The following is a 15,964-nucleotide window of genomic DNA, read 5'->3' on the forward strand; positions in this document are numbered from 1 at the left end:
GCAGTGGGGGAGTCTCGCAGTACATCCTTTTTCCCTCAAGGAGTGGATCTCCCATGGCCGAGACGACCGCACGCCGAGTCCGACACGCCTCCCGTACCACCGATTCCGAGCGCAAGAACGCCGCTGCGGCCCTGCAGCGCGCCCTCGACCGCAGGGACAACGGCGGCGAGACGGGTCACTGAGCACCCGCCCCGCCCCTGAGTCCTACGTACCGCGCACCACCTCGAAGTGGTCCACGCGCTCTCCGTTCTCGGCGAGCGCCGAGACCGTCAGCTTCGGGTCGGCGCCGGCCGTCACCTCCACCGCGAGGAACGAGAAGCCGGTGTACCGCACCCGTGACCACTCCACCCGGTCAGGGTCGGGAAGGCGTGCCTTCGTCCAGTGGAACGACAGGATCGAATCGCGGTCCTCGACGTTCCCCTCGTAGCTGTCCTTCACGCCCGCCGGAAAGTCGTAGAGGTCCTTGCCCGCGCCGCCCGCGGTGACGTACACGATGCCGTCGCGCGTCGGATCGGTCGACGCGCCGACCGGCACGGGCTTGCCGACCTCGCCGCCCTTGACCGCGTCCGTGCGCTCGTAGACGTGGTTGTGGCCGTTGACGACCAGGTCCACCTGGTGCTTCGTGAAGAGTTCCAGCCACGCGTCACGCACCCCGCCGTCGGACCCGTGCGTCGCCGTCGAGTACATGCAGTGGTGGAAGAAGACCACGATGAAGTCGATGGTCTCCTCCGCCCGCAGTTCGCCGAGGCGCTTGTCCAGCCAGGCGCTCTGCTTGCCGTCCGTGTAGCCCTTGTTGGCGGGGATCTCGTACGAGACGTCGTTCGCGTCGAGCGCGACGACGCCGACATTGCCGTACGTGAAGGAGTAGACGCCCGGCGCGTTCCTCGGATCGAAGCCGTTCTCCGGGAGCGACCAGCGCGCGGACTGGCCGCCGTAGCCGTTCGGTGAGTACCACGCCTCCATGTCGTGGTTGCCGGTCGTCACCATCCACGGGACCGACTTCGCCACGGACTCCGTCTGCGCGAGGAAGGTGTCCCACACGCGCGCGTCGTACGTGTCGGACTCCTTGCCGTGTCCGGTGCTGTCCGCGTAGCAGATGTCGCCCGCGTGCAGATGGAAGGACGGGTTCTGGCCCAGGATCAACTGGTCGTTGGCGAGCGCGTCGTAGCTCACGCCCTGGTCGCCGAAGGCCGTGAAGACGAACTTCTCCGGGGCCGCGGGCGCCGTGCGGAAGGAGCCGACCGTCGCCATCCGCTCGGGTGACGCCGGGTCGAAGCCGTCGTGGCCGACGCCGTAGTAGTACGTCGTGCCGGGCCGCAGGCCGTCGAGCGCCGCGTGCAGGTAGTACTGCTCAACCTTGGGCAGCTTCTTCGACAGGGACGGGGTGTGCAGGTCGCGCACCTCCGCCTCGATCTTCCGGCTCAGCTCCCAGGGCTTCAACCCCACCCGCAGATAAGGGGACTTGACGGCGAACGGCACCTGCCAGGAGACCCGCATCTGTGTCTTCGGGTCGGCGCCGAAGGCGAGATGCCGGGCGAAGGGGGCCACGAGCTTCCCGTCCACCTTGACGGGCGCGGGCGGCGCGGACGTCGCGGCGAGCGGGCTCGACGCCGGTGCGCCCGCGCCGTGGGCGCCGCCCGAGCTGCCGGCGAGCAGGCCCATACCGCCGACGGTGCCGGCCGTGGCGAACGAACTGGCGAGGACCGTGCGGCGGGAGAGCTTCCTGCGCAGGTACTCGTGCTGTTCCGGCATGCTCATCCCGGCCGCGAGTCGCTCCGGTATGCCGACGTTGGGGGTGTCCATGTCCATAGAACTTCCCGGTAACTCGCAACTCGCGCCAGACCTACGGGTGAAGTGGGAGTGGCCATGCGGTGGCGGCCGTGTGGCATGACCAGGGGTGTCCGCATGCCGGACTATGCGTGTCATCCCGTGGGACGGGGCGTAGGGTGCATGCATGTCTCGCAGCATCAATCTCGCAGTGATCCCCGGTGATGGAATCGGCCAGGAAGTCGTGGCCCAGGGGCTCAAGGTCCTCAATGCCGTCCTCCCGCAGGATGTGAAGCTGGAGACCAAGGAGTTCGACTTCGGCGCCAAGCGGTACCACGCGACCGGTGAGACCCTCACCGACGCCGACACCGATGCCCTCAAGCAGTACGACGCGATCCTCCTCGGCGCGATCGGCGACCCCTCGGTCCCGTCCGGCGTCCTGGAGCGCGGCTTCCTGCTGAAGCTCCGCTTCCTCTTCGACCACCACGTCAACCTGCGGCCCTCGAAGCTGCTCCCGGGTGTGGCGACCCCCCTCAAGGGCCAGCCCGAGATCGACTTCATCGTCGTACGCGAGGGAACCGAGGGCCCGTACACCGGCAACGGCGGCTCGATCCGCACCGGCACCCCGCACGAGGTGGCCACCGAGGTCTCCGTCAACACCGCGTTCGGTGTGGAGCGTGTGGTCCGTGACGCCTTCGCCCGCGCCCAGGCCCGCCCGCGCAAGAAGCTGACGCTGGTCCACAAGAACAACGTCCTCGCCTACGCCGGTCACCTCTGGACGAACGTCTTCAACGAGGTGGCCAAGGACTTCCCGGACGTCACCACCGACTACATCCACGTCGACGCCGCGACGATCTACCTCGTCACCGACCCGGGCCGCTTCGACGTGATCGTCACCGACAACCTCTTCGGCGACATCATCACCGACCTCGCCGCCGCCGTCTCCGGCGGCATCGGCGTCGCGGCGTCGGGCAACATCAACCCGAGCCGCGAGTTCCCCTCGATGTTCGAGCCCGTGCACGGCTCGGCGCCGGACATCGCGGGCCAGGGCAAGGCCGACCCGTCGGCCACGGTCCTGTCCGTCGCGCTGCTCCTGCGTCACCTCGGGTACGAGGACGAGGCGGGGCGCATCGAGACGGCCGTCTCCGCGGACCTCGCGGAGCGCGGCGACACGGTCCGCACCACCGAGCAGATCGGCGACGCGCTCGCCGTACGAGTAGCGGGCTGACCCGGTAGCTCGTCCTTACGACACAGAAGCCGCCGGGTTCGGTACACGACCCGGCGGCTTCTCGTATGCGGCTCCGGGTGCCACCATCGACCCCTGGGCCGCAATCACGCTGTTTCTTCCTCGGCGCCACGCGAGCGATAATCGAACGTGGGGCCGCGGAATGCAGGGTTACTCGGACGTCCTAGTACGAGAAGTACTGGCGTGAGCGCGGTCCGTCACCATCACACCGTGAAGGACTAGTACTCATGACGACGACGCCGACACCCTCGATCGAGCTCAAGCCCACCTCGAGCCCGCTGTCCAAGGCGGAGCGCGAGGCGATCCTGGCCAACCCCGGGTTCGGCCGCCACTTCACCGATCACATGGTGACGATCAAGTGGACGGAAGGGCGCGGCTGGCACGACGGCCAGCTCGTGCCGTACGGCCCGCTCTCGCTCGACCCGGCGACCAACGTCCTGCACTACGCGCAGGAGATCTTCGAGGGCCTGAAGGCCTACCGTCAGCCCGACGGCTCGGTGGCCTCCTTCCGCCCCGACGCCAACGCGGAGCGCTTCCAGCGCTCTGCGCGGCGGCTCGCGATGCCGGAGCTGCCGGTCGAGACGTTCATCGAGGCGTGTGACGCGCTGGTGAAGCAGGACAAGGCGTGGGTGCCGGCGCACGGCGGTGAGGAGTCGCTCTACCTGCGGCCCTTCATGATCGCGAGTGAGGTCGGCCTGGGTGTGAAGCCGGCCAACGAGTACCTCTTCATCGTCATCGCCTCGCCCGCGGGCGCGTACTTCCCCGGTGGCGTCAAGCCCGTCTCCATCTGGCTGTCGGAGGACCGCGTGCGGGCGGTGCCGGGCGGTGTGGGCGACGCCAAGACCGGCGGCAACTACGCAGCGTCGCTGCTCGCGCAGGCCGAGGCGGCGGAGAAGGGCTGCGACCAGGTGGCGTACCTGGACGCCGTGGAGCACAAGTGGGTCGAGGAACTCGGCGGCATGAACCTGTACTTCGTGTACGGCGACAAGATCGTCACCCCGACGCTTACCGGCTCGCTGCTCGCCGGGATCACCCGCGACTCGCTGCTCACGGTCGCCCGTGACCTCGGCTACTCCTCGGAGGAGTCGCGGGTCTCGATCGACCAGTGGCAGGCGGACACCTCCGAGGGCACGCTGACGGAGGTCTTCGCGTGCGGCACGGCGGCGGTGATCACCCCGGTGGGGACGGTCAAGTGCCGCTCGGGTGAGTGGACCCAGAGCGGCGGCGAGCCGGGCCCGGTCACGCTGAAGCTGCGCGAGGCGCTGCTGGACGTGCAGCGCGGCACGTCGGAGGACAAGCACGGCTGGATGCACGGGCTCGGCTGAGGGTTCCCTGCGGATTCCCTGCGGGGCTTGGGCGGGGTTCGGCGCGGGTCCGTCCGTGGGACGGGGCCGCGCCGGTATGTCCGTCCTCGCTGTCGTCCGGTGGGCGACTTGCTACTTCGGCGAGGGAGCGCCGCGAACCGTGCTCCGGGCAGACATACCGGCACGTCCCCTCGCGAGCGCTGCCGACTGCGGCTGCGCGCGACGCAGGCCCCACCCGGCCCGCCGTAACCTCCGCCAGGTGATGAACGACCGCCCCCCACCCGCCCACCAGGCCGGTCGCCCCCGCCCCGGACCCCCACCCGCTGCTGCTGCCGCTGGGCGAACTTTTCCACCGCCGGGAGAACCATCCTCGGCCCACCGGGAAGACCGTCTCCTCCGCCCCGTCAGGCCAATCACCGGCCCTCCCCGGCCTGTGTCACCGCAGGGCAATCGGGCGGGTGGGTGGGAAAGGTCTGTTCGGGCAGAGTGGATGCGGGGGATCGGGCGGGTGGGTGGGAGAGGTTTGTTCGGGCAGGGGCGCTGCGGGGCAGGTGATCAGGGGGTCACGCTGAACGCAGGTTCCGCCGGCTGCGGAGCCCGGCCCCGCTCAAGGGCCACGTATGCCACGCCCCCCACCACCCCCGACAGCAGGAAACTGCAGTCCACCCCGCCCGTGAGGGAGAGCAGCGGCCCCTCGTAGGAGGGGAGCGAGACCGCCGCGAGGCCGACCACCGCGCCAAGGGACCAGCTCACCGTCGCCGGGAGGTTCCAGCCGCCCCGGTACCAGTAGATCCCGCCCTGGGAGCGGCGGTTGAAGACCTGGAGCGCCTCCGCGTCGTAGACGCCACCGCAGCGCGCGAAGCCGATCAGGGTGATCACCGCCCACGGCGTGCCGATCGCCGTGAGGAGGAGGACGAAGGACGTCATCGCGTCCTGCGCCTCCCACGCGTAGTGCCCCACGAACACGCACCCCGTGGCCACCACCGCCACCGTGTACGTCGCGCGGGCCCGCGAAGCCCGCGGCAGGATCGCGTCCAGGTCGAGGCCCATCGAGTACAGCATCAGGCCCGCGTTGCCGACCGACCCCGCGGAGGCGGCGAGCAGGAGCGGGATGAGGTACCAGCCGGGGGACGCCGAGACCAGCGGCCCGGCGTAGTCGAGCGCCGCGCCCGCCGCGTACGCCGTGAACGTACCGAAGAGCTGGGGGATCAGGAGTCCGGCGAGCAGGCCGATCCATGACGCCCTCAGTACCGTCCGCGAGCTGTGGTGGCTCGGCGAGACGTACCGCGTGTAGTCGCCGAGCAGCGTGATGAACGCGATCGGGCCACTCAGGCCCGCCGCCACCAGGGCGAGCAACCACGTCGGCCAGAACGAGCCGAGGAGATAGCCGCCCGCCTCGGGGAGGGCGGAGGTGGTGAAGTCGGGGGCGTAGGCCACCGCCCCGAGGACCAGGAGTGCCGTCATGCCGACCGCGAGGACGCGCGAGAGGCGCAGCAGGACCCGGTAGCCGTACACCGCCGCCGTCACCGTGGCGGCGGCAAGGAGCGCGTACACGGCTCCGTACGAGAGGCCGCCGGCGGGGAGGCCCGTCAGGCGGTGCAGCGCGCCCACCATCACGTCGCCGCCGATCCAGATGGTCAGCGCGGTGTAACCGAGGGAGAGCAGGAGGCCGACGACCGAGCCGACCAGCCGGCCCCGCACACCGAACTGGGCACCGGAGGACGTCGAGAGGTTCGTGCCCGTGCGCAGCGAGACCAGGGCCAGGGGCGCCGTGAGAGCCGTACCGATCACCGTGCCCGCCACCACGGACGTCACGGACGCCCACCAGCCGAGGCCGAACGACACCGGCAGCCAGCCGAAGACGATCACCCCGAGGCAGAGGTTGGAGCCGAGCAGGATCGAGATGAGATCACGGGGGCCGCTGGTGCGTTCCCCGTCCGGGATGGTGTCGACTCCGCGCTGTTCTATCGGCATGAGGGTGCCCCTGACGCTCGATCGTGGCCGCCTGCGCACACAGGCCGCCGTCCGACTGTTTGAGTGCCGCTCAATGTGACCTGAGTCAAGCTCGTACGTCAATGTTTCCGTCACATGAATCTCATGGTTAGAGTGGTGTTCAAATGATGGAGGTGTGGTGGCGTGCGGCTTACCCCCACGGAACGCGACCGGCTGCTGCTCTTCGGGGCGGCCGAGCTGGCCAGGGCCCGCAAGGCGCGCGGCCTGAGACTGAACGTCCCCGAAGCGACCGCGCTGATCGCGGACACGGTGTGCGAGGCGGCCCGCGACGGCGCCAGGCTCGCCGAGGCGATCGAGCGCGCGCGCTCGGTCCTCGGGCCCGACGACGTCCTGCCGGGCGTTGCGGACGTGGTGACCGAGGTGCACGTGGAAGCCGTCTTCGACGACGGATCCCGGCTCGCGGTCGTCGCGGAACCGATCGGGGAGGGGCTGGGCAGTCAGGCTCCGGGGGCGCTGCTTCCAGGACCCGAGCACGAGGAGGCCGCGCCGACCCGGAAGCTCACGGTGCGCAACACCGCCACCGTGCCCGTCTCCGTCACCTCGCACTTCCACTTCTTCGAGGCCAACCCCCGGCTCGACTTCGACCGGGCGGACGCGTACGGCATGCGCCTGGCCGTGCCCGCCGGGTCCTCGGTCCGCTTCGGGCCCGGCGAGAGCGCCGAGGTCGGGCTGCTTCCGATCGGCGGCGAGCGGATCGCGATCGGCTTCGCCGGCCTGGTCGACGGCCCGCTGGACGCGCCGGGCGCCCGCGAAGAGGCCCTGCGCCGCGCCGCCGCCTGCGGCTACCTCGGCATACCGGAAACCACTGAGCAGGAGGTCGAGCGATGAGCCGCCCCGGAGGCCACCCCGCGGAACCGCGCCGCCTCACCCCGTACGAGTACGCCGCCACGCACGGCCCCCGAGCCGGCGACCACGTCCGGCTCGGCGATTCGGGCCTCACGGTCCGCGTCGAGTCCGACTCCCAGCGGTACGGCGACGAGTTCCTCGCCGGGTTCGGCAAGACCGCCCGCGACGGACTGCATCTGAAGGCCGCCGCCGTCCGCGAGACCTGTGACGTCGTGATCAGCAACGTCCTGGTGATCGACGCCGTGCAGGGCATCCGCAAGGTGTCGATCGGTATCCGGGAAGGCCGCATCCACGCCATCGGGCGGGCCGGCAACCCCGACACCCTCGACGGCGTCGACGTCGTCGTCGGCACCGGCACGTCCATCGTCTCGGGCGAGGGGCTCATCGCCACGGCCGGAGCCGTGGACACCCACGTCCATCTGCTCTCGCCGCGCATCATGGAGGCTTCCCTCGCCTCCGGCGTCACCACGATCATCGGCCAGGAGTTCGGGCCCGTGTGGGGCGTCGGCGTCAACTCGCCCTGGGCGCTCAAGCACGCGTTCAACGCCTTCGACGCCTGGCCGGTCAACATCGGCTTCCTCGGCCGGGGTTCGTCCTCGCACGACGCGCCCCTGATCGAGGCCCTCGCCGAGGGCGGCGCGTCGGGCTTCAAGGTGCACGAGGACATGGGCGCGCACACGCGGGCGTTGGACACGGCTCTTCGGGTGGCCGAGGAGCACGACGTCCAAGTCGCCCTGCACAGCGACGGGTTGAACGAGTGCCTGTCCGTCGAGGACACCCTGAAGGTCCTCGAAGGGCGCACCATCCACGCCTTCCACATCGAGGGCTGCGGCGGCGGGCACGTGCCGAACGTCCTGAAGATGGCGGGCGTGCCGAACGTGATCGGCTCCTCCACCAACCCCACACTGCCCTTCGGGCGCGACGCCGTCGCCGAGCACTACGGCATGATCGTCTCGGTCCACGACCTGAAGACCGATCTGCCGGGCGACGCGGCGATGGCCCGCGACCGCATCCGCGCCGGGACCATGGGCGCGGAGGACGTACTGCACGACCTGGGCGCCATCGGCATCACCTCGTCCGACGCGCAGGGCATGGGGCGCGGGGGCGAGACCGTACGCAGGACCTTCGCGATGGCCGGGAAGATGAAGGCCGACTTCGGGCCCATGGACGGTGACGGCGCGCACGACGACAACGCGCGCGTCCTGCGCTACATGGCCAAGCTGACCATCAACCCCGCCATCGCCCACGGCCTCGCCCACGAGGTCGGCTCCATCGAGGTCGGCAAGATGGCCGACATCGCGCTCTGGCGGCCCGAGTACTTCGGCGCCAAGCCGCAGTTGATCCTGAAGTCCGGCTTCCCCGCCTATGGCGTCGTAGGCGATCCGAACGCCGCGACCGACACCTGCGAACCCCTCGTCCTCGGGCCGCAGTTCGGCTCGTACGGCGCGACGCCCGCCGACATCTCCGTGGCCTTCGTCGCGCAGGCCGCCGTCGACCAGGGCAACGACAAGATGCCGACCCGGCGGCGCCGCGTCGCCGTGCGGGGCACCCGGGGCATCGGCCCCGCCGACCTGCGGCTCAACTCCCGCACCGGCTCCATCGACGTCGACCAGCGCTCCGGCCTCGTCACGCTCGACGGCGACCCGGTCCGGTCCGAGCCCGCCGACTCCGTCTCCCTCAACCGCCTCTACTTCCTTTAAGGGTGTACGTCATGAGCGCAGCCGCCGACGGCTTCCGCATGCCCGCCGAGTGGTCCCCGCACGAGCGCACCTGGATGGCGTGGCCGTGCCCCAACCCGACCTTCGACGACCCCTCGGGCCTGGACGAGTCCCGCCTCGCCTGGGCGAACGTCGCCCGGGCCGTACGCCGCTTCGAGCCGGTCACCGTGGTCTGCGGACCCGCGCAGTCCGCGTACGCGAGCGAGCTGCTCGGCCCGGACATCGAGGTGGTGGAGCGGGAGCTCGACGACGCCTGGATGCGGGACATCGGGCCGACCTTCCTCACCGACGGAAAGGGCCGCCTCGCCGCCGTCGACTGGACGTTCAACGGCTGGGGCGCCCAGGAATGGGCCCGCTGGGACCACGACGCGAAGATCGGCGCGTACGTCGCCGACCTCGCAGGGGCCCGGACCTACCCCTCGACGCTGGTGAACGAGGGCGGCGGCATCCACGTCGACGGCGAGGGCACCGTCCTGCTCACCGAGACGGTGCAGCTGGGCCCCGAGCGCAACCCCGGGTGGACCAAGGAGCAGGTCGAGGCGGAGATCCACGCCCGCCTCGGCACCACGAAGGCGATCTGGCTGCCGCGCGGCCTCACCGCCGACTATCCCGGGCACGGCTTCGGCACGCTCGGCCACGTCGACATCGTCGCCGCCTTCGCCGCGCCGGGTGTCGTCCTCGTGCACTCCCAGCGCGACCCCGCCCACCCGGACTTCGAGGTCAGCAAGGAGGTCGTCGCCGCCCTGACCGGACAGACGGACGCGCGCGGCCGCACCCTGCGGATCGTCGAGGTGCCCGCCCCGACCGTCCTGAAGGACGACGAGGGATGGGTCGACTACTCCTACATCAACCACTACCTCTGCAACGGCGGCGTCGTCCTGTGCGCCTTCGGCGACCCCCACGACGAGCTCGCGGCCGGCATCTTCCGCGGTCTCTTCCCCGACCGTACGGTGACGCTCGTCGACGCCCGTACGATCTTTGCCGGGGGTGGTGGCATCCACTGCATCACCCAGCAGCAGCCGAAGGTGTGATCGAGGAGAACGCTATGGCAGGCCAGGCCCGCGCGCGGAAGAACGCCCCACCGCGCGAGGACGTCCTCGCCGCCGCCATGGAGATGATCGCCGAGCGCGGCCTGGAGAAACTGACCATGGCCGCGCTCGGCCGTGAGGTCGGCATGAGCAGCGGCCACCTCCTCTACTACTTCCGCACCAAGGACGAGCTGCTCCTGCGCACCCTGGAGTGGAGCGAGTCCGCGCTCGGCGCCGAGCGCGGCCGGCTGCTCGCCCGGCAGGGCACGGCGCGCGAGCGGCTCGACGCGTACGTCGACCTGTACGTACCCGACGCGCCCGGCGACCCCCACTGGACGCTCTGGCTGGAGGTCTGGAACCGCTCCCTGAACGCCGACGAGGACGAGCGTGACCGCCAGGTCGCCATCGAGAGCGCCTGGCACCGCGATCTGGTGGCGCTGCTCGCCGAGGGCGTGTCGCGGGGCGAGTTCGGGCCGCTGGACCCCGACCGGTTCGCGACCCGGCTGCGGGCGCTCCTGGACGGCTTCTCCATCCACGTGGCGATCGGTCTGCGCGGCACGGGGCGTGAGCAGATCCTGGCGCACGTACGGGAGTTCCTGGACGGAGCGCTCGTCTCCGGCTCCCGGGACCCGGCGACCCCCGTCTAGGTTGTACGCGTTCCTGCGGATTGTCCCGGAAGGGCGGCGCGTCCCGCGCGTCGCCCGCGTCGAGGTGGCCCCTGCCGTCCACGTACGCCCGCATCGTGAGACGGGGCAGCGCGGTGTGTGCGGGCTGTGGCAGGCTGCCACCGTGCTCTCGTTCGCCATGATTATTGGCAGCAGGCGCGCCGGTCCGCAGTGACCGTCTCGTACCACCATGTACGGGCGGACACCGTCGTCTCTCAGACCCGCGCGCAAACCTCTCGTACCCACGAGGGGTTTTTTCGTTTCCTGGCCCAACATCAGCCGGACGCGGAGCGCGGGGGATCATTGAGGCGGTGGAGCCGGTCATTCCGGTAGACCGAGATCCGACACAGGAGCCAGATCAGCATGACGGAAACCAGCACACCCGACGATGCGTTCCACGTCTTTGACACCACGCTGCGCGACGGCGCGCAGCGCGAGGGAATCAACCTGACCGTCGCGGACAAGCTGACCATCGCCCGGCACCTGGACGACTTCGGCGTGGGCTTCATCGAGGGCGGCTGGCCGGGCGCCAACCCCCGCGACACCGAGTTCTTCGCCCGCGCGCAGCAAGAGATCACCTTCCGGCACGCCCAGCTCGTCGCTTTCGGCGCCACGCGTCGCGCCGGTGGCTCGGCGGCCACGGACCCGCAGGTCAACGCCCTGCTCGAGTCCGGCGCCCCGGTCATCACGCTCGTCGCCAAAGCCCATGACCGGCACGTCGAGCTCGCCTTGCGCACCACCCTGGAGGAGAACCTGGAGATGGTGCGCGACACCGTCGCCTACCTCCGTGACCAGGGGCGGCGCGTCTTCGTCGACTGCGAGCACTTCTTCGACGGCTACCGCGCCAACCCCGAGTACGCGAAAGCCGTCGTGCGCACGGCCTCCGAGGCGGGCGCCGACGTCGTAGTCCTGTGCGACACCAACGGCGGCATGCTCCCCGCCCAGGTCAAGGCCATCGTCGGCACCGTCATCGCCGACACCGGTGCCCGGCTCGGCATCCACGCGCAGGACGACACGGGGTGCGCGGTCGCCAACACCCTCGCCGCCGTGGACGCCGGTGCCACGCACGTGCAGTGCACCGCCAACGGCTACGGCGAGCGGGTCGGCAACGCCAACCTCTTCCCCGTGGTCGGCGCCCTGGAGCTCAAGTACGGCATGCGGGTCCTGCCCGAGGGCGCGCTGCGCGAGATGACCCGCGTCTCGCACGCCATCGCCGAGGTCGTGAACCTCACGCCCTCCACCCACCAGCCGTACGTGGGCGTATCGGCCTTCGCCCACAAGGCGGGCCTGCACGCCTCCGCGATCAAGGTCGACCCTGACCTCTACCAGCACATCGACCCGGACCTGGTGGGCAACCGCATCCGGATGCTGGTCTCGGACATGGCGGGACGCGCCTCCATCGAGCTCAAGGGCAAGGAGCTCGGGATCGACCTGGGCGACGACCGGGACCTGGTGGGCCGGGTCGTGGAGCGGGTCAAGGAGCGCGAGCTCAGCGGATACACGTACGAGGCAGCCGACGCGTCCTTCGAGCTGCTGCTCCGTGAGGAGGTCGAGGGCCGGGCCCGGCGCTACTTCCGCGTCGAGTCCTGGCGGGCCATCGTCGAGGACCGCCCCGACGGCACGCACGCGAACGAGGCGACCGTGAAGCTGTGGGCCAAGGGCGAGCGCATCGTCGCCACGGCGGAGGGCAACGGCCCGGTCAACGCGCTCGACCGCTCGCTCCGTGTCGGCCTGGAGCGGATCTACCCCCAGCTCGCCAAGATGGAGCTGGTCGACTACAAGGTGCGCATCCTGGAGGGCAAGCACGGCACGTCGTCCACGACCCGGGTGCTGATCTCCACCAGCGACGGTGACGGCGAGTGGTCGACGGTGGGTGTCGCGGAGAACGTGATCGCGGCGTCGTGGCAGGCGCTCGAGGACGCGTACACCTTCGGTCTGCTGCGCGCGGGCGTCGAGCCGGTGGAGTAGTCACCGGAAACGGAGGCGGTCGCGGACCGCCGCCGGGGGCTCGACTGCGTTAGCTTCGAAGTATGAGCAATGGGACGAAGCGAATATTTGTCGCGCTGTCCGGGATGCTCCTGTCCCTGGGTGCCGTGTCGTTCACGGCGGCGCCCGGGGCCGCGGCCGCCACCAGTGTCCCCGCGGTGGCCGACGCCTGGGAGAAGAGCCCGGTGTACGTGGATCCGGACGCCTCGGAACAGCTGTCCGAGGCCGACGCGGATGCCATCGCGGAGAAGATCAAGGACGCCGACAAGCCCGTGTTCGTCGCGGTGCTGCCCGCCGACTTCCCCAAGCAGGACCTCTTCCAGAAGCTGCGCACCGAGACCGGCGTGACCGGTGTGTACGGGATCCGCCTCGGCGACGCGTTCGACGCGAAGGCCGACCGGCAGGTCCTGAGCAACGCGGCCGTCTCGAACCTCGTCGCGACCTACGGGGACGTGCCCAACACCAAGACCCAGCTCAACGACTTCGTCGACCAGGCGGTGAAGGACACCCGCGGCTCGGCGCCCGCGTCCTGGGACGCCGGTGCCGACGACGGCACTCCCGTGGGCGCGCTGATCGGTGTCGGCGCGGTGCTCGTCGCGGGCGGCGGTGCCACGTACGCGGTGGTCCGGCGGAACCGACGGCGCAAGGCCGAGGAACAGCGGGTCGCGCTTGAGAAGCTGCGGGTCGTTGTGGACGAGGACATCACGGCGTACGGCGAGGAGTTGGACCGCCTCGACTTCCACCCCGGGGAGGCGGGAGCGGACGACGCGATGCGCGCGGACTACGAACGGGCCCTCGACTCGTACGAGAAGGCGAAGTCGTTCATGGCGGCGGCGGAGCGCCCCGAGGAGGTACGGGCCGTCACCCAGTCCCTGGAGGACGGCCGCTTCTCGCTCGCCCTGCTCGCCGCGCGCCGTGAGGGCCGCCCGCTGCCGGAGCGGCGCGCCCCCTGCTTCTTCGACCCGCGGCACGGGCCGTCGGTGAAGGACGCCCAGTGGGCGCCGCCGGGCGGGGCCGAGCGGACGGTCCCGGTGTGCCTGGCGGACGCGACGCGCCTCGCGGACGGCGAGGAGCCGATGTCCCGGACGGTGGCCACGGAGTCGGGGGAGCGGCGCCCGTACTGGGATGCGGGCCCGGCGTACGGACCCTGGGCCGGCGGCTACTTCGGCGGCGGCATGCTGCCGGGCCTCCTGATCGGCACGATGCTGGGCGGCATGATGGCGAGCCCCGCGTACGCGGCGGACTACGGCGGCGGTTACGGCGACTTCGGTGGCGGCGCGGGCGCCGGGTACGACGGCGGCGACTACTCGGGCTCGGACTTCGACTCCGGGGACTTCGGCGGCGGCTTCGGGGGCGGTGGCGGAGACTTCGGCGGCGGGGGAGGGGACTTCGGGGGCGGCGGGTTCTAGCGGGTTGACGGCGCGAGGCATTTGCGAGACGATACGTATCGTCTTAATGAATGCCTCGTAGCTACGGAAGGTCATCCCATGGAGCCCCGGCAGCAGTACGTCGAAGCAGCCCCCGGCGTCCGCCTGTGGACGGAACGGCGCGGTGCACCTGACGCTCCCGCCCTGCTCCTGGTCATGGGCGCCCAGGCCTCCGGCCTCGGCTGGCCCGACACCCTGGCCGACGCACTCGCAGCCCGGCATCAGGTCATCCGTTACGACCACAGGGACACCGGCCGCTCCACGTCGACGTACGATCAACGCCCGTACCCGATAACGGACTTGGCGCGTGACGCGGTGGCCGTCCTGGACGGTCTGGGAGTGGAGCGCGCACACCTGGTGGGCATGTCGCTCGGCGGGATGCTGACCCAACTGGTGCTGGCCGACCACCCGGAGCGCGTCCTCAGCGCCACCCTGATCGGCACCTGCGCGCTCAGCGAAGCACCGTACGTGGCTCCGGACGGAACCGAAGTCCCCGTTGGGGAACTCCCCGGCATCGCACCGGAAGTCCTGGAGATGTGGTCGCGTCCGGTCGAGGACGCGGGGGTGGAGGCCGAACTCGACCGCAGGGTGGAGCACTGGCGGGTCCTGAACGGAGGCCAACTCGACGTGGATGACACGTACTTCCGCGACCTGGAGCGCCGGATCATCACCCACACAGGCACCCACGTCGCCTCGACGGCGCACGCCCGCGCCGACGACTCCCACATGCTCCGCACCGACGAACTGGCCGACACGAAGGTCCCCACGCTGGTCGTCTCCGCCCCGGCCGAACCGGTCTTCCCGCCCCCGCACGCGCACCACCTGGCCCAGGTCATCGGCGGCGGCGCGACCCACGTCGTGGAGATCCCGGGCATGGGCCACGCGCTGCCCCCGGCGGTACAGGACCCGCTCGCGAAAGCGATCCTGACGCACACTGAGTCCGCCCGGCAGGATGGCAGCCAGGTCACCGCAGCGGATTCCCCAACCCCGTGAGTTCGGCCGACAGTTGCCAGAGGCGGGCGGCCGCTTCGGGGTCCGTCGCCCAGGGCTTCACGCCGCCGGTCAGCATGTCATCCGTCAGCGCGGGCTCCGCGACATCGCAGTCCTGGCAGTACGCGCCGCCGCGACCGTCGAGCAGCGGTGACGTCGCCGCCCAGACCGCCGTGGCCGCGCCCTGCGCCGGGGTCTTGAAGCCCTGCGCGGGGGTGCCGTCGGCGGTCACCCAGCCCTGCGCGATCTGCTCCGCGCGGGGGATGTGGCGTTGGAGGGGCGTGAGGATGCTGCCGGGGTGGACGGCGAAGGCCCGCGGGCCGGCGCCCGCCGCGCCCAGGGAGTCGAGGTGCACGGCGAAGAGCGCGTTCGCCGTCTTGGACTGGGCGTAGGCGAGCCAGCGGTCATACCCCTCGTGGAAGTGTGGGTCCGCCCAGCGGATGCCGGAGAGGAAATGACCGGAGGAGGCCACGGACACGACGCGTGCGTCGGTACTCCGACTCAGCGCCGGATAGAGGCGGTTGACCAGGGCGAAGTGGCCCAGGTGATTGATCGCGAAGTGGGACTCCCACGTCCCGTCCGGGCCGACGCGGGTCTCGGGGCACGCCATCACGCCGGCGTTGTTGACGAGGATGTCGAGGGCGCTGCGCGTCGCGAGGAACCGATCGGCGAAGAGCCGCACGCTCTCCTGGTCGGCCAGGTCCAGCGCCCCCACCTCCACGCGGTCCGTGCCGCGCAACGCCTCTTCCGCGATACGGGGCCTGCGTGCCGGGACGACGACGTGCGCGCCCGCCCGGACGAGCGCCCGGGTGATCTCCAGGCCGAGACCCGAGTAGCCGCCGGTGACCAGCGCCGTCCTGCCCGAGAGATCGATCCCGCCGAGTACGTCGTCCGCCGTGCTCAGCGCGCCGAACCCGCTGCCGGTCCTGTGCTGTGGCTCTTGCCGTGTGGTCATGCGCGTCACGCTAGAAGCT

The 15,964-nt window shown here is 70.8% G+C and carries 13 protein-coding genes; 10 read left to right on the plus strand and 3 right to left on the minus strand.

The window, feature by feature from the left end:
* Positions 1-53: 53 nt before the first annotated feature.
* The gene (locus ABXJ52_RS26385) at positions 54-182 is read left to right on the plus strand and encodes a hypothetical protein (protein WP_367045152.1); all 129 of its coding nucleotides are present in this window, start codon (positions 54-56) and stop codon (positions 180-182) included.
* A 22-nt stretch (positions 183-204) separates the two neighbouring features.
* Here the strand turns inward: ABXJ52_RS26385 and ABXJ52_RS26390 are convergent, their stop codons facing one another.
* Complete coding sequence (locus tag ABXJ52_RS26390) at positions 205-1,803, minus strand: metallophosphoesterase family protein (RefSeq protein WP_367045153.1); 1,599 nt, start codon at positions 1,801-1,803, stop codon at positions 205-207.
* A gap of 151 nt (positions 1,804-1,954) precedes the next feature.
* Here ABXJ52_RS26390 and ABXJ52_RS26395 point away from each other — a divergent pair, with 151 nt between their 5' ends.
* Together ABXJ52_RS26395 and ABXJ52_RS26400 are read left to right on the plus strand one after the other, a co-directional pair.
* Positions 1,955-2,995 carry a 3-isopropylmalate dehydrogenase gene (locus ABXJ52_RS26395; protein WP_367045154.1) on the plus strand — a complete coding sequence of 347 codons (1,041 nt, stop codon included), beginning with the start codon at positions 1,955-1,957 and terminating at the stop codon, positions 2,993-2,995.
* A 245-nt stretch (positions 2,996-3,240) separates the two neighbouring features.
* The gene (locus ABXJ52_RS26400; RefSeq protein WP_367045155.1) at positions 3,241-4,338 is read left to right on the plus strand and encodes a branched-chain amino acid aminotransferase; all 1,098 of its coding nucleotides are present in this window, start codon (positions 3,241-3,243) and stop codon (positions 4,336-4,338) included.
* A gap of 534 nt (positions 4,339-4,872) precedes the next feature.
* Here the strand turns inward: ABXJ52_RS26400 and ABXJ52_RS26405 are convergent.
* Positions 4,873-6,291 (minus strand): cytosine permease, encoded by a 1,419-nt coding sequence (locus ABXJ52_RS26405; RefSeq protein ID WP_367045156.1) that lies wholly within the window; start codon positions 6,289-6,291, stop codon positions 4,873-4,875.
* Between the two features lie 162 nt (positions 6,292-6,453).
* On the opposite strand from ABXJ52_RS26405, the gene ureA reads away from it, so the two are divergent.
* The 7 genes from ureA (at position 6,454) to ABXJ52_RS26440 (ending at position 14,993) form a co-directional block, all read left to right on the plus strand.
* Positions 6,454-7,158 carry an urease subunit gamma gene (gene ureA / locus ABXJ52_RS26410; protein ID WP_367045157.1) on the plus strand — a complete coding sequence of 235 codons (705 nt, stop codon included), beginning with the start codon at positions 6,454-6,456 and terminating at the stop codon, positions 7,156-7,158.
* Positions 7,155-8,876 (plus strand): urease subunit alpha, encoded by a 1,722-nt coding sequence (locus ABXJ52_RS26415; RefSeq protein ID WP_367045158.1) that lies wholly within the window; start codon positions 7,155-7,157, stop codon positions 8,874-8,876. Before ureA ends, ABXJ52_RS26415 begins: the two co-directional genes overlap by 4 nt.
* Before the next feature lie 11 nt (positions 8,877-8,887).
* Complete coding sequence (locus ABXJ52_RS26420; protein ID WP_367045159.1) at positions 8,888-9,925, plus strand: agmatine deiminase family protein; 1,038 nt, start codon at positions 8,888-8,890, stop codon at positions 9,923-9,925.
* Between the two features lie 14 nt (positions 9,926-9,939).
* Positions 9,940-10,569, plus strand: a complete 630-nt coding sequence (locus ABXJ52_RS26425) for a TetR/AcrR family transcriptional regulator (protein ID WP_367045160.1) — start codon at positions 9,940-9,942, stop codon at positions 10,567-10,569.
* A 381-nt stretch (positions 10,570-10,950) separates the two neighbouring features.
* A complete protein-coding gene (gene cimA / locus ABXJ52_RS26430; RefSeq protein ID WP_367045161.1) occupies positions 10,951-12,555 on the plus strand; it encodes a citramalate synthase in 1,605 nt (534 codons plus the stop codon).
* 104 nt (positions 12,556-12,659) lie between these two features.
* Positions 12,660-13,982 (plus strand): hypothetical protein, encoded by a 1,323-nt coding sequence (locus ABXJ52_RS26435; RefSeq protein ID WP_367049288.1) that lies wholly within the window; start codon positions 12,660-12,662, stop codon positions 13,980-13,982.
* 78 nt (positions 13,983-14,060) lie between these two features.
* The gene (locus ABXJ52_RS26440; protein WP_367045162.1) at positions 14,061-14,993 is read left to right on the plus strand and encodes an alpha/beta hydrolase; all 933 of its coding nucleotides are present in this window, start codon (positions 14,061-14,063) and stop codon (positions 14,991-14,993) included.
* On the opposite strand, the gene ABXJ52_RS26445 is transcribed toward ABXJ52_RS26440, so the two are convergent.
* Positions 14,965-15,945: an SDR family NAD(P)-dependent oxidoreductase gene (locus ABXJ52_RS26445; RefSeq protein WP_367045163.1), complete on the minus strand. Its 981-nt coding sequence runs from the start codon at positions 15,943-15,945 to the stop codon at positions 14,965-14,967. The genes ABXJ52_RS26440 and ABXJ52_RS26445 overlap by 29 nt on opposite strands.
* Positions 15,946-15,964: the final 19 nt, after the last annotated feature.

Origin of the sequence: Streptomyces sp. Je 1-332, from assembly GCF_040730185.1 — a bacterium.
GTDB lineage: Bacteria > Actinomycetota > Actinomycetes > Streptomycetales > Streptomycetaceae > Streptomyces.

Bases quoted from the DNA above. Each gene is read 5' to 3' on its own strand.
- ABXJ52_RS26385 (WP_367045152.1), top strand. From the start codon at position 54: ATGGCCGAGACGACCGCACGCCGAGTCCGACACGCCTCCCGTACCACC.
- ABXJ52_RS26390 (WP_367045153.1), bottom strand. From the start codon at position 1,803: ATGGACACCCCCAACGTCGGCATACCGGAGCGACTCGCGGCCGGGATG.
- ABXJ52_RS26395 (WP_367045154.1), top strand. From the start codon at position 1,955: ATGTCTCGCAGCATCAATCTCGCAGTGATCCCCGGTGATGGAATCGGC.
- ABXJ52_RS26400 (WP_367045155.1), top strand. From the start codon at position 3,241: ATGACGACGACGCCGACACCCTCGATCGAGCTCAAGCCCACCTCGAGC.
- ABXJ52_RS26405 (WP_367045156.1), bottom strand. From the start codon at position 6,291: ATGCCGATAGAACAGCGCGGAGTCGACACCATCCCGGACGGGGAACGC.
- ABXJ52_RS26415 (WP_367045158.1), top strand. From the start codon at position 7,155: ATGAGCCGCCCCGGAGGCCACCCCGCGGAACCGCGCCGCCTCACCCCG.
- ABXJ52_RS26420 (WP_367045159.1), top strand. From the start codon at position 8,888: ATGAGCGCAGCCGCCGACGGCTTCCGCATGCCCGCCGAGTGGTCCCCG.
- ABXJ52_RS26425 (WP_367045160.1), top strand. From the start codon at position 9,940: ATGGCAGGCCAGGCCCGCGCGCGGAAGAACGCCCCACCGCGCGAGGAC.
- cimA (WP_367045161.1), top strand. From the start codon at position 10,951: ATGACGGAAACCAGCACACCCGACGATGCGTTCCACGTCTTTGACACC.
- ABXJ52_RS26435 (WP_367049288.1), top strand. From the start codon at position 12,660: ATGCTCCTGTCCCTGGGTGCCGTGTCGTTCACGGCGGCGCCCGGGGCC.
- ABXJ52_RS26440 (WP_367045162.1), top strand. From the start codon at position 14,061: ATGGAGCCCCGGCAGCAGTACGTCGAAGCAGCCCCCGGCGTCCGCCTG.
- ABXJ52_RS26445 (WP_367045163.1), bottom strand. From the start codon at position 15,945: ATGACCACACGGCAAGAGCCACAGCACAGGACCGGCAGCGGGTTCGGC.